Origin of the sequence: Saccharopolyspora hordei (genome assembly GCF_013410345.1) — a bacterium.
Classification (GTDB): Bacteria; Actinomycetota; Actinomycetes; order Mycobacteriales; family Pseudonocardiaceae; genus Saccharopolyspora; species Saccharopolyspora hordei.
This window is the reverse complement of sequence record NZ_JACCFJ010000001.1, coordinates 4,710,590-4,723,130: the sequence shown is the minus strand read 5'-3', so window position 1 is coordinate 4,723,130 and position 12,541 is coordinate 4,710,590. Positions and strand designations below refer to the sequence as shown.

Below are 12,541 nucleotides of genomic sequence, written 5' to 3'. Positions count from 1 at the left end.
GGGCCTGGTCGTGATCTTCGCGCGGTGTTGCGCGATGTGCGGATCACCAGGACCAGGCCCGACCCACGTCCTGCCTTCGTCTCGGTCGTCCGTTCAGCAGCGTCCCGCGTGGTGGTGCGCGGGGGTGCTGAGGAGGGTGAAGAGCTCCTCGGTGACGCGGGACGGGTCGTCCTCCATGGGGAAGTGGCCCGCGTCGGGGATCGTGGCGAGGGTGGCGTTCGGGATGTCCCGGGCCAGGCGGTGGGCGTGGTCCACCGGTTGCCAGCGGTCCTCGGCGCCCCAGATGACCCGGGTCGGCACGGTCAGGGTGCCCAGCAGCGGAGCCACCCGCTGGGTCGGCGTCGAGTCGTAGTGGCGGACCTGGTGCTCGAAGAACGACGCCCGGCCGACCGGCGTCCGATGTGGACGCAAGTAGGCCTCCAGGGTCTCGCCGGTCATCCGGGCGGGGTCCGCGACCGTCATCGCCAGCTGGCCGGTGAGCATGGCGGCGAACTCCCGTTCCGGCATGGCCGCGTGTTCGTCGAGGTGGTCGCGGATGATCTGCTGCCAGGTGCTCGACGGCCAGGAGTCGTAGCTGACCGAGTCGATCAGGGCCAGCCGCTCGACGCGGTCCGGGTGCGCGGTGGTGAAGAGCTGCGCCACCGCGCCCCCGATGTCGTGCCCGACCAGCGTGCACCGCGGGACGTCGAGCTGCCGCAACAGCTCCGCGAGCAGGTCGGCCTGCGCGGTGACGGACGTGTCGCGGTCGACCGGCCGTTCCGAGGCGCCGTAGCCCAGCAGGTCGTAGACCAGCACGCCGTGGCCCGCCGCCTCGAACGCCGGCACCACGTTCCGCCAGATGTGGGAGTGCGACGGCGTGCCGTGCACGAAGACCAGGACCTCCCCGGTGCTCCCCGGCACGTGCCGGTGAGCCAGCCGGACGCCGTCGACGAGGGTGTGCGCGTCGAGCTTCACGCCGATCCCTCCACGGTGATGACGAGCTTGCCGAAGAAGTCCTTGGCCGCGAAGGCCCGCTGGGCTTCGCGGAGCTCGGGCAGCGGGTAGGTGCCCGCCAGCAGCGGGGTCAGCTCGCCGCGCTGGACGTGGTCGACCAGCTGGGCGAAGTCCTCGTGCGTGCCGAAGGACGAGCCGATCAACTGCAGCTGCCGCAGGTAGACGGTGCGCAGGTCGGTCTCCACCAGCGGCCCGGCGATGCCGCCGGCCACGACGTAGCGCCCGAGCGGGCCGAGCACGCGCAGCAGCGGGGCGAAGGCGGGCCCGGCCACCACGTCGGCCACCACGTCGACGGGACCGACCTCCGCGCGCACCGCCGCGGCCAGGTCGGGGGCGTCGCGGTCCACCGTCGCGTGCGCCCCGAGCCGCAGCGCGCGTTCGCGCTTGGCCGAGCTGGTCACCGCGACCACCCGCGCGCCGCGCAGCGTCGCGAGCTGGACGAGGGCGGAACCGACGCCGCCGGACGCGCCGGTGACCACGACGGTCTCCCCGGCCCGCACGTCAGCCCGGTTGAGCATGCGCATCGCGGTCGTGCAGGCCGTCGGGAAGGTGGCGAGCTCGGCGTCGCTGAGCCGGCTCTGCACCGGGTGGGCGTTGCCGGCCGGGACGGTGGTGAAGTCGGCGAAGCCGCCGTCGCGCTCGCTGCCCAGGTACTCGGTGTCGACGAGCTCGCGCTCGCCACCGGTGTAGAGCATCGGGTCGACGAGGACGCGCTCGCCGAGCCGCGACCGGGGCACGCCCTCCCCGACCTGGTCGATGCGGCCGACCACGTCGGCGCCCTGGATGCGGGGGAACGCCAGCGGCTCGCGCCGCCACCCCGCCGTGCTCGTCGGGTCCTCCGCCGAGCCGTAGGCGCCCTCGCGGGTCCAGACGTCGGTGTTGTTGATGCCCGTCGCGGCGACGCGGACCCGGACCTCGCCGGGACCGGGCTCCGGGGCGGGCACGTCGTCGCGGTACTCCAGCTTCTCCGGCCCTCCGAAGCCGGTGAGCAGCACTGCACGCATGGTGATCGCTCTCCCATCGAGGTATACCGACCGGTGTGGTTACCACCGTAGACCTCGGTGCTGCGTGCGTGTCAACCCACCGGTCGGTATCGTCGCGGCATGGGTGACGTCGTTGGAACGCTGGAGAAGCTGACCCCGGCCGGCCGGAAGGTGCTCGACGTGGCGGCCGAGCTGTTCTACCGGCAGGGCATCCACGCCGTCGGCGTCGAGGCCATCGCCTCCGACGCCGGGGTGACCAAGAAGACGCTCTACTCGTGCTTCGGGTCGAAGGACCGGCTCGTCGCCGCGTACCTGGTCGAGCGCGACCGGCGCTGGCGGCGGTGGTTGCAGGACTGGGTGGCCGAGCACGCGAGCGGTCCGCGCGAGCAGCTGCTGGCCACCTTCGACGCGCTCGGCGCGTGGATGGAGCGCGAGGACTTCCGCGGCTGCGGTTTCGTCAACGCGCTGGCGGAGATCCCGGAGCCCGACCACCCCGGGCGGTCGGTCGTCCTCGAGCAGAAGCGGTGGATGCGCGACTACTTCGAGCGGCTCGCCTCCGACGCCGGTGTCGCCGACCCGGCGGGGCTCGCGGAGAGCGCGCTGCTGCTCTACGAGGGGGCGACGGTCGTGGCGTCGACCGAGTTCCCCTGGGCGGTGGAGCGGGCGCGGCGGGCCGCGGCGGCGCTGCTCGGCGCCTGACTCGCCGGGGGTGCGGTCAGTCCGCGCCGGGCGTGATGGTGGCGCGCAGGGCGTCGACCGCGTGCTGTCGGTGCTCGTCGAGCATCCGGACGAGGTCCTCGGCCCGCCGTTCCTGCGCCGCCGCGACGATCGCGTCGTGCTCCTGGCGGACGCGCGCGCGGTTGGCGTCGGAGTTGTAGTAGACCGCGCGGTAGGCGTCGGTGGCGTCCCACAGGGTACGCACGACGCGCAGCAGCCGCGGCATGCCCGACGGCTCCAGCAGTGCGAAGTGGAAGCGGCGGTTGGCCGCGATCATGGCGACCAGGTCGTCGCTGTCGGCCGCCTTCTCCACGTCCAGCTGGGCGTCGGCGATGCGTGCCAGGTCGGTGTCGGTGAACCGCTCGGTGGCCACGGTCGCGGCCTCCGCCTCCAGCAGCTGCCGCATCCGGTAGACCTCCAGCAGGTCGCGCAGCGACAGCTCGGCCACCGAGTAGCCGCGGTGCGGCTGGTAGACGACCTGGCCCTCCGCCTCCAGCGTCTTCAGCGCTTCGCGCAGCGGCACCCGGCTCACGCCCAAGCGCTGGGCGATGGAGTCCTGCCGGATCGGCTGACCCGGTGCCAGCTCCCCGGACACGATGGACCGGCGCAGCTCGCCGAGGACGAACTCCTGCGTGGTGGGTGGTCGCTGCATCCCCGGTCCTCCGTTGCTCGTGGTCCGCTGATCCCTTGACCGGCTGCGCCGCAACTGTATATTGGATCCAAAATCGCGGTGACGCAAGCCACCAGCACGGTCGTGCTGGGGAAAGGCGGGTGGATGGCAACGCTGCCGATGGAGGGCGTGGTCGTCGCGGACTTCAGCCGGGTCCTCGCCGGGCCGTACGCGACCATGCTGCTGGCGGACCTCGGGGCCACGGTGATCAAGGTCGAGCGTCCCGGTACCGGCGACGACACCCGCTCGTGGGGACCGCCCTGGACCGAGCACAGCTCCTCCTACTTCGAGTCGGTCAACCGCAGCAAGCGCAGCATCGTCCTCGACCTCGACGACCCGCAGGACCGGGCGACCGCGCACGAGCTGGTCCGCCGCGCCGACGTGATGGTGCAGAACTTCAAGCCCGGCGGCCTGGCCCGCCACGGGCTGGACCACGCCGCCGCGCGCGAGCTCAACCCCCGGCTCGTCTACACCTCGATCTCCGGGTTCGGCAGCGCCGGGGGTGCGGACCTGCCCGGCTACGACTTCGTGGTGCAGGCGCTGGGCGGGCTGATGAGCATCACCGGCGACCCCGACGGCCCGCCGACGAAGGTCGGCGTGGCCCTGGTGGACGTGCTCACCGGCAAGGACGCGGCGCTGGGCATCATGGCCGCGCTGCGGCACCGCGAGCTCACCGGCGAGGGGCAGCACGTCGAGGTGAACCTGCTGTCCAGCCTGCTGGCGTCGCTGGTGAACCAGATGAGCGGGCTGCTGACCACCGGTGTCGCGCCGCAGCGGATGGGCAACCGGCACCCGAGCATCGCCCCGTACGAGACGCTGCGCTGCGAGGACGCCTTCCTGGCCGTCGCGGTCGGCAACGACGGCCAGTTCCGCAAGCTCTGCGAGGCGCTGGGGCTGGTCGAGCTGCCCGACGACCCGCGCTTCGCCACGAACGCGCAGCGGGTCGCGCACCGCGACGAGCTGGCCCGGCTGCTGGAGAACGTGCTCGGCGCCCGCACCGCGGCCGACTGGCAGGAACGCCTGCAGCGCGTGGGGATCGCGTGCGGGCAGGTCAACGACCTGTCGCGGGCGGTGCACTACGCCGAGTCCCTGGGCCTGCGGCCGATGGTCGACCCCGGTGGTGGGGCGGCGATGCAAGTGCGGATGCCCATCGACTTCTCCGCGCACGGCAGCGCCGCACCGACCCCGCCGCCGCTGCTCGGCGAGCACGGCCAGGAGGTGCTCTCCTGGCTCAAGGACCCCGCGCAACCGCTTCCCCACATCTCCCGCTGACCGCGCGGGGGCGGGTCGGGCGCTGCGCGCTCGCGCGATCAGTGCGTGAGGCGTCGCTTGCCGCGGCTCACACGAGGAACGAGGAGGAACCCGCAATGAGTGCCGGTGGAAAGAGCCCCGCGTTCGACCCGCGCGACCCGCTCGGGATCGACGCCGAATTCACCCCGGAGCAGCTGGCGATCCGCGACAGCGTGCGCGCGCTGTGCCGCGACCACGTGCAGCCGCACGTGGCGGAGTGGTTCGAGCGCGGGGAGTTCCCGCAGGCCCGCGAACTGGCCCGGGAGCTCGGCAAGCTCGGCGTGCTGGGCATGCACCTGGAGGGCTACGGCTGCGCGGGTCTGTCCGCTGTGGACTACGGCATCGCCTGCGAGGAGCTGGAGTCCTGCGACTCCGGGCTGCGCTCGCTGGTGTCGGTGCAGGGCTCGCTGGCGATGTTCGCCATCTGGCGGTGGGGTTCGGAGGAGCAGAAGCAGCACTGGCTGCCGCAGATGGCGGCGGGGGAGGCGATCGGCTGCTTCGGCCTGACCGAGCCCGACCACGGCTCCGACCCCGCGTCGATGCGCACCACCGCCCGGCGCGACGGCTCCGACTGGGTGCTCAACGGCCGCAAGATGTGGATCACCAACGGCAGCATCGCCTCGGTGGCCGTGGTGTGGGCCAAGACCGACGAGGGCGTGCGCGGCTTCGTCGTCCCGACCGACACGCCGGGCTTCTCCGCCCCGGAGATCAAGCACAAGCTGTCGCTGCGCGCCTCGGTCACCAGCGAGCTGGTGCTCGACGACGTCCGGTTGCCCGCGGACGCGGTGCTGCCGGAGGTCACCGGCCTGCGCGGGCCGCTGTCCTGCCTCAACGAGGCGCGCTACGGCATCGTGTGGGGCGCGGTCGGGGCCGGTCGCGCCTGCCTGGAGGCGGCGCTGGACTACGCGACCACCCGCGAGCAGTTCGGTCGGCCGATCGGCGGGTTCCAGCTCACCCAGGGCAAGCTCGCCGACATGGCGGTGCGCGTGCAGAACGGCCGGCTGCTGGCGCTGCACCTCGGTCGCCGCAAGGACGCCGGGCAGCTCGTCCCGCAGCAGGTCAGCTTCGGCAAGCTGGACAACGTGCGCGGCGCGCTGGAGGTCGCCCGGACCGCCCGCACCATCCTCGGCGCGAACGGGATCTCCTTGGAGTACCCGGTGATCCGGCACATGACCAACCTGGAGTCGGTGCTGACCTACGAGGGCACCAGCGAGATGCACGCCCTGACCATCGGCCAGGCCCTCACCGGCCAGAACGCCTTCCGCGGCTGATCGGCGGCCCCCGGCTCACCTCCCGCGGCGGTGCCGCCAGCCGACCAGCTGAGGGGTGACGGGCACCTCTCGCCGACCCGCTTGGCGAGCGGTGCCCTTCACCTCGTCGTGCCGTGGGCGCGCGGGACCCCCGGCACTCGGTGCCGGTTCTGCTCTGGAGCTGCGGTCCACGACGACGTGCGACCCCGGTGGGAACCGGACGTCTGGTTCCCACCGGAGTCGCGGGACCGCGCGCCGCGGGCCGTCCGGGGACGCCGCCCCGGGAGGGTCACCAGACGGTGAAGCCGCCGTCGACGACGACGTTGCTGCCGGTGACGAAGCTGCCGGCCTCGGAGGCCAGGAACACCGCGGCGGGACCGATCTCGCGGGGTTCGGCGACCCGGCCCATCGGGGTCTGCGCCAGCCACTGCGAGTACCACTCGGGCTGCGTGTCCTGCACGCCCTTGAGCAGGTCCGTCCCGGTGTAGCCGGGGGAGATGGAGTTGACCCGCACGCCGCGGCCGCCCCACTCCCCGGCCAGCGACTTGGTCAGCATGATCACCGCGGCCTTCGAGGTGTTGTAGTGCGCCTGCGGCTGCGGGTGGTTGGAGATCATCCCGGACATCGACGCGATGTTGATGATCGACCCCGAGCCCTGGGCCAGCATCGCGCGGCCCACCTCGCGGCAGCACCAGAACACCGCGTCCAGGTTGAGCCCCAGCACGCGCCGCCACGTCTCGTCCGACATGGACTCGGCCGGTTCGTTGGTGACCATGCCCGCGTTGTGCACCGAGACGTCGATGCGGCCGTGGTCGGCCACGACCCGCTCGACCAGTCCGGCCACCGCGGCCGAGTCCGTGACGTCGACCTGGTGGAAGCTGCCCTCGACCTCCTCGGCGGCGCTGCGCCCGGTGTCCGGGTTGATCTCGGCGATCACCACGTGCGCTCCCGCGCCGCGCAGCGCCTTGGCGATCTCCAGCCCGATGCCCTGGCCGCCGCCGGTGACCAGAGCGACCCTGTCCTGCAACGAGAAGACGTCGTTGCCCATGCGTCCCGCCTTTCCGCGTGGTTGCGCCGCGATCGTGACACCAGTGCCAGGGCGAAGTGAACCAGTGATCGCTCGGCGGGGCCAGGCGCGGCGGTCAGCGGAGCAGGGGCGGGAGGACGCGGTGGGTCCAGTCGGTGGCGCGCTCGTAGGCGTGGGCCAGCTGCAGCAGCGGCCACTCGCCGTGGTTGCGGCCGATCAGCTGGACGCCCATCGGCAGGCCCGACGCGGCGCAGCCCACCGGGAGGTTGGCCACCGGGTGCCCGGCCAGGGTCCACGGCGCCACCACTTCCATCCAGCGGTGGTAGGTGTCCATCGTCCGGTCGCCGATCTGCTGCGGCCAGCGCTGCCCGGCGTCGAACGGGAAGACCTGCGCGCTCGGCGCGAGCAGGAAGTCGTACTCGTCGAACACCTCCGCCACCGCCGCGTACCACGCGTCGCGGCCGGTCAGCGCGCGGCTGATGTCGTCGACGCTGAGCCGGTGGTAGTTCTCGACCTCGAACACCAGCTCGGGCTTGAGCTGCGCGCGCCGGGCGGGGTCGGCGTAGAGCGCGGCGTGGTCGCGCCCGACGGTCCACGACCGCCACAGCAGGAACGTCTCCCACGCCTGCTCGACCGGCAGCCGCGCGGCCACCGGCTCGACCTCGCAGCCGATCTCCCGGAAGGCGGCGAAGGACTCGGCGCACAGCTCCAGCAGCCCGGGTTCGGTGGCCAGGTAGCCGGAGAAGTCACCGACCCAGCCGATCCGGACGCCGGCGGGGTCGTGCTCCAACCGGCCGGCGAACAGCTGGGGGTCCTGCTCGAGGCTCAGCGGCGAGCGCTCGTCGGGCCCGGCCATCGTGGAGAGCAGCAGCGCCACGTCCCGCACCGTGCGCCCCATCGGACCGATCACCGACGGCGAGCTGAGGAAGCCCTCGGAGGGGACCCGCCCGAAGCTCGGCCGCAGTGACACGACGTTGTTCCAGGCGGCCGGGTTGCGCAGCGACCCCATGAAGTCGCTGCCGTCGGCGACCGGGAGCATCCGCAGCGCCAAGGCCGCCCCGGCACCGCCGCTGCTGCCGCCCGCGCTGCGCGTGGTGTCGTAGGGGTTGAGGGTCGTGCCGAACACCGGGTTGAAGGTGTGCGAGCCGAGGCCGAACTCGGGGACGTTGGTCTTGCCGATCACGATCGCGCCCGCCTCGCGCATCCGCCGCACGTGCAGCGCGTCGGCCTCCGCGACCGAGTCGGCGAGCAGCGGTGAGCCCTTCGTGGTGGGCAGCCCGGCGGCGTCGGAGAGGTCCTTGACGGCGACCGGGAACCCGTGCATCCAGCCGCGGCGCTCGCCCCGGTCGAGCTCGCGGTCCCGTTCCCGGGCCTGCTCCACCAGCTCGTCGGCGTCGACGCGGGAGACGATCGCGTTGACCTGCGGGTTGAACCGGTCGACGTGCGCCAGGTAGGTCTCCATGACCTCCACGCAGCTGACCTCGCGGCGGGAGATGAGCCAGGACAGCTCGACCGCGTCGAGCAGCACCAGGTCGGGGATCTTCGAGGCGGGCAGTCCGGAACCGGGGGCCACCACCGACACGCGCGTCCTCCTGTGCTCGATCGACTCCACCGACTCTTGCGGTGCCGGCGTCGCACGTCAACCGCCTGCCGGCGGCAGCGGGCACGCAGAGGCGTACGTCACCTTAGCGTTGCTAAAAACCATGCGGGTTCTCAGGCTGAGGTGACCAGGACCGCTCGACGCCGAGGAGGAGCCGGGATGCCCGCAGTGGCGGCAGTCGGGCAGCAGCGGAGCGTCGGGACCGCGCGCGTGCTGTCGTCGGTCGCTGCGGTGGTCACCGTCGGGGTGTTCCCGGTGTTCCTCGTGGGCGGGCTCGGCGTGCAGCTGCAGCAGGAGTTCGGCTTCGGTGCGGCGCTGCTGGGCGTCGGCGCGGCCGGGTTCTTCGGCGTCGCCGCGCTGTCGTCGCGGACGATGGGCTGGCTCGTCGAGAGGATCGGCGCGCGGAAGGGCATGCGGATCGGCGCGCTGGGCAGTGCGCTGTGCCTGTTCGGGCTGGCCGCCGCGCCCAGCTCGGCCCTGCTGCTGGCGCTGCTGTGGGTGGCCGGCCTGCCCAACTCGCTGGCCCAGCCGGCGTCGAACCTGCTCATCGCGCAGGGCATCCCGGTCAACCGGCGCGGCATGGGCTTCGGCGTCAAGCAGTCCTCGATCCCGGCGGCCACGCTGCTGGCCGGGGTGGCGGTGCCCGCCGTGGCGCTGACCATCGGCTGGCGGTGGGTGTTCGTCATCGCCGGCGTGATCGGCCTGCTCGCCGCCACCGCGGTGCCGCGGCTGCCGGAGGCGGAGCGCTCCACGTCCAGCGGCGCGGCCGGCGGTCCCCCGGGCGGGCGGCGCGGGGCGCTGTTCCTGCTGGCCATCTCCGGTGGGCTCGGGTCGGCCGCGGCCAACGCGCTCGGCGCGTTCGTCACCAGCACGGCGGTCGAGGTCGGGTTCAGCCCGTCGGCGGCCGGGCTGGTGCTGTCGCTGGGCTCGGCCACCGGCCTGACCATCCGGTTGTGCGCGGGAGTGGTCGCCGACCGCCGCAACCCGAACCTGGTGCGGGTCATCTCCGCGATGCTGGTGATCGGCTCGGCCGGCTTCGGCCTGATGGCGGTGAGCTCGCCGGTGGCGTTCCTGGTCGGGGTGTCCATCGGGTTCGGCGCCGGCTGGGCGTGGCCCGGACTGCTCAACTTCGCCGTCGCCAAGATCGCCCCGGACCGGGTCGCGAGCGCCACCTCGTTCACCCAGACCGGCGTCTACCTCGGGGGCAGCCTGGGACCGCTGCTGTTCGGCCTGCTCGCCGAGCACGCCGGGCTGGCCGGGGCCTGGCTGGCCGCGGGCGCGGCGGCGATCGTGGCGGGCGTCCTGCTGCTGTTCGTCCGCCGCTGACCGGCGGGCGTCACGTCGACTTGCGGGCCACCCCGCCGTGGAGGACGCGGTACCGGCCCGCCGCGCCGACCGGGTGCTCCGGGTCGGGGCGCCAGTCCGCGAGGTGGGTCGTGCCCGGCGGCAGGACCTCGAAGTCGCCGAAGAGCTTGTCGATCCAGCTCGTCTCCCGCGGGTGCAGCGGGTCGGAGGTCTGTGCGTAGCAGTCGGCCAGCACCTGGACCGCCTCCGGTTCGCTGGTGCCGGTCACGTGCGAGACGACCAGGTGGCTGCCCGGCACCACCGCGTCCCGGTAGGCCTCCACCAGTCCCGCGGGGTCGTCGGCGTCGGGGACGAAGTGCAGCACCGAGGTCATCAGCACGCCCACCGGCTCGCGCAGGTCGAGCATCCGCCGGGCTTCCGGGGAGCGCAGGACCGACTCGGGGTCCCGGCAGTCGGCCAGCAGGATCTCCGCGCGCGGCTCGTCGGCCAGCAACGGCCTGCTGTGCGCGACGGTCAGCGGCTCGTTGTCCACGTACAGCACCCGGAAGTCGCGGGTGCGCCGCCGCGCCACCTCGTGCAGGTGCCCGATGGTCGGGATGCCAGAGCCCAGGTCGAGGAACTGGCGCACCCCGCTGGCCAGCAGGAACTCCACGGCGCGGCGCAGGAAGGCGCGGTTCTCCCGGTAAGAGGCGCCGATGCCCGGCAGCACCCGCTCGACGCGCTCGACGAAGTCGCGCTCCACGCCGAAGTTGTGCCCCCCGCCCAGGAACGCGTCGTAGATGCGGGCGGCGGCAGGCCGGGTGATGTCCATCTGGCGGACCGGCGCGTTGCGCGCGTCGACCATGGTCCTCCCCTCCTCGGTGGAATCGTACAGTAACCGGCTCGTGACCCAGGGTGTCCGCAGGTCCGCTCGCGTGCCGCCCTTGCTGATCGTCGTGACCCAGACCACGATGGGTCCTCCGCGACGTTCTCCCGGGAGGTGCTCGTGACCGACGTGCGCGCAGTGGTGGCGACCGGCAAGGGCAGACCGGTCGAGGTGGTGACGATCGACGTCCCGGACCCCGGCCCCGGTGAAGCGGTGGTCCGGGTGCAGGCCTGCGGGGTGTGCCACACGGACCTGCACTACCGCGAAGGCGGGATCAGCGACGACTACCCGTTCCTGCTCGGCCACGAGGCGGCCGGCGTCGTCGAGGCCGTCGGCGAGGGCGTCCGGGACGTGCAGCCCGGCGACTTCGTGGTGCTGAACTGGCGCGCGGTCTGCGGGCTGTGCCGGGCGTGCAAGCGCGGTCGGCCGCAGTACTGCTTCGCCACCCACAACGCCGCCAACCCGATGACGCTCGACGGGACCCCGCTGTCCCCGGCGCTGGGCATCGGCGCGTTCGCCGAGAAGACCCTCGTGCACGCCGGGCAGTGCACCAAGGTCGACCCGTCGGCGCGGCCCGCCGTGGTCGGGCTGCTCGGCTGCGGCGTGATGGCCGGGATCGGCGCGGCGGTCAACACCGGCGGGGCCGGGCCGGGCGACACGGTCGCGGTGATCGGCTGCGGCGGCGTCGGCGACGGCGCGATCGCCGGGGCGAACATGGCCGGGGCACGCCGGATCATCGCGGTGGACACCGACCCCACGAAGCTGGACTGGGCCCGGCAGTTCGGCGCCACGCACGTGGTCAACGCCTCCGAGACCGACACCGTCGCGGCCGTGCAGGAACTCACCGGCGGCTTCGGCGCCGACCTGGTGATCGACGCGGTCGGCCGGCCCGAGACCTTCCAGCAGGCCTTCTACGCGCGGGACCTGGCGGGCACCGTGGTGCTGGTCGGGGTGCCGACCCCGGAGATGAAGCTGGAGATGCCGCTGCTGGACGTCTTCAGCCGTGGCGGGGCGATCAAGTCGTCCTGGTACGGCGACTGCCTGCCCGAGCGCGACTTCCCGATGCTGGTGGAGCTCTACCAGCAGGGGCGGCTGCCGCTGGAGAGGTTCGTCAGCGAGGAGATCGCCTTGGACGAGGTGGAGCAGGCGTTCGCGAAGATGGAACGCGGCGAGGTGCTGCGCTCGGTGGTGGTGCTGTGATGGCCGCGCGCATCGACCACACCACGACCTCGGGCACGTTCTCGCTGGACGGCCAGACCTTCGACGTCGACAACAACGTGTGGGTCGTCGGCGACGACGCCGAGTGCGTGGTCATCGACGCGCCGCACGACGTCGACGCCATCCGCGAGCTGGTCGGCGACCGCACGGTGCGGGCGGTGCTGTGCACGCACGCGCACGACGACCACGTGCGCGTGGCCCCGGAGCTGGCCGCGGCGGTCGGCGCGCCGGTCCTGCTGCACCCCGACGACATGGTGCTGTGGCGGCTGACCCACCCGGACCGCGAACCCGATGGGGAGCTCACCGACGGCCAGGTGGTCCAGGTCGGCGGCGTCGGCCTGCGCGTGCTGCACACGCCGGGCCACGCGCCGGGCGCGGTGTGCCTGCACTCGCCGGAGCTGGGCGTGGTGTTCACCGGCGACACGCTGTTCGCCGGCGGCCCCGGTGCGACCGGCCGGTCCTACTCGGACTTCGGCACCATCACCGAGTCCATCCGGGACCGGTTGCTGCCGCTGCCCGAGGACACCGAGGTGCGCCCCGGGCACGGCGAGAGCACCACGATCGGCGCGGTGCGGACGCACTTCGACGAGTGGGTCGCGCGCGGCTGCTGATCGACGCGGCAC

12 protein-coding genes are annotated in these 12,541 nt (G+C 73.0%); 6 read left to right on the top strand and 6 right to left on the bottom strand.

All coding sequences use genetic code 11. The features are described 5' to 3' along the window. Positions 1-93 precede the first annotated feature (93 nt). Positions 94-954, bottom strand: a complete 861-nt coding sequence (locus tag HNR68_RS21610) for an alpha/beta fold hydrolase (protein WP_179723579.1) — start codon at positions 952-954, stop codon at positions 94-96. Then, positions 951-1,997 (bottom strand): alcohol dehydrogenase family protein, encoded by a 1,047-nt coding sequence (locus HNR68_RS21605; protein ID WP_179723578.1) that lies wholly within the window; start codon positions 1,995-1,997, stop codon positions 951-953. The genes HNR68_RS21610 and HNR68_RS21605 overlap by 4 nt, the downstream gene beginning before the upstream one ends. A 99-nt stretch (positions 1,998-2,096) precedes the next feature. Here HNR68_RS21605 and HNR68_RS21600 point away from each other — a divergent pair, with 99 nt between their 5' ends. Next, entirely contained in the window at positions 2,097-2,675 is a 579-nt protein-coding gene (locus tag HNR68_RS21600; RefSeq protein WP_179723577.1) for a TetR/AcrR family transcriptional regulator, read from the top strand. A gap of 16 nt (positions 2,676-2,691) precedes the next feature. Here the strand turns inward: HNR68_RS21600 and HNR68_RS21595 are convergent, their stop codons facing one another. Then, the gene (locus HNR68_RS21595; RefSeq protein ID WP_179723576.1) at positions 2,692-3,345 is read right to left on the bottom strand and encodes a GntR family transcriptional regulator; all 654 of its coding nucleotides are present in this window, start codon (positions 3,343-3,345) and stop codon (positions 2,692-2,694) included. Positions 3,346-3,468: 123 nt separating this feature from the next. Here HNR68_RS21595 and HNR68_RS21590 point away from each other — a divergent pair, with 123 nt between their 5' ends. Both HNR68_RS21590 and HNR68_RS21585 read left to right on the top strand, forming a co-directional pair. After that, positions 3,469-4,635 carry a CaiB/BaiF CoA transferase family protein gene (locus HNR68_RS21590; protein ID WP_179723575.1) on the top strand — a complete coding sequence of 389 codons (1,167 nt, stop codon included), beginning with the start codon at positions 3,469-3,471 and terminating at the stop codon, positions 4,633-4,635. A gap of 95 nt (positions 4,636-4,730) precedes the next feature. After that, positions 4,731-5,924, top strand: a complete 1,194-nt coding sequence (locus HNR68_RS21585; RefSeq protein ID WP_179723574.1) for an acyl-CoA dehydrogenase family protein — start codon at positions 4,731-4,733, stop codon at positions 5,922-5,924. A 268-nt stretch (positions 5,925-6,192) separates the two neighbouring features. Here HNR68_RS21585 and HNR68_RS21580 read toward each other — a convergent pair whose 3' ends face one another. Together HNR68_RS21580 and HNR68_RS21575 are read right to left on the bottom strand one after the other, a co-directional pair. Then, positions 6,193-6,951 carry an SDR family NAD(P)-dependent oxidoreductase gene (locus HNR68_RS21580; RefSeq protein WP_179723573.1) on the bottom strand — a complete coding sequence of 253 codons (759 nt, stop codon included), beginning with the start codon at positions 6,949-6,951 and terminating at the stop codon, positions 6,193-6,195. Positions 6,952-7,045: 94 nt separating this feature from the next. After that, on the bottom strand, positions 7,046-8,512 hold the full coding sequence (locus HNR68_RS21575) for an amidase (protein WP_343050312.1): 1,467 nt from the start codon (positions 8,510-8,512) through the stop codon (positions 7,046-7,048). A gap of 177 nt (positions 8,513-8,689) precedes the next feature. Here HNR68_RS21575 and HNR68_RS21570 point away from each other — a divergent pair, with 177 nt between their 5' ends. Then, positions 8,690-9,856 carry an MFS transporter gene (locus HNR68_RS21570; protein ID WP_218888380.1) on the top strand — a complete coding sequence of 389 codons (1,167 nt, stop codon included), beginning with the start codon at positions 8,690-8,692 and terminating at the stop codon, positions 9,854-9,856. Between the two features lie 10 nt (positions 9,857-9,866). On the opposite strand, the gene HNR68_RS21565 is transcribed toward HNR68_RS21570, so the two are convergent. Then, complete coding sequence (locus HNR68_RS21565; protein WP_179723572.1) at positions 9,867-10,679, bottom strand: SAM-dependent methyltransferase; 813 nt, start codon at positions 10,677-10,679, stop codon at positions 9,867-9,869. A gap of 141 nt (positions 10,680-10,820) precedes the next feature. Between HNR68_RS21565 and HNR68_RS21560 the strand changes: the two genes are divergently transcribed. Together HNR68_RS21560 and HNR68_RS21555 are read left to right on the top strand one after the other, a co-directional pair. Continuing rightward, positions 10,821-11,900: an S-(hydroxymethyl)mycothiol dehydrogenase gene (locus HNR68_RS21560; protein ID WP_179723571.1), complete on the top strand. Its 1,080-nt coding sequence runs from the start codon at positions 10,821-10,823 to the stop codon at positions 11,898-11,900. Continuing rightward, a complete protein-coding gene (locus HNR68_RS21555) occupies positions 11,900-12,529 on the top strand; it encodes an MBL fold metallo-hydrolase (protein ID WP_179723570.1) in 630 nt (209 codons plus the stop codon). Before HNR68_RS21560 ends, HNR68_RS21555 begins: the two co-directional genes overlap by 1 nt. Positions 12,530-12,541: the final 12 nt, after the last annotated feature.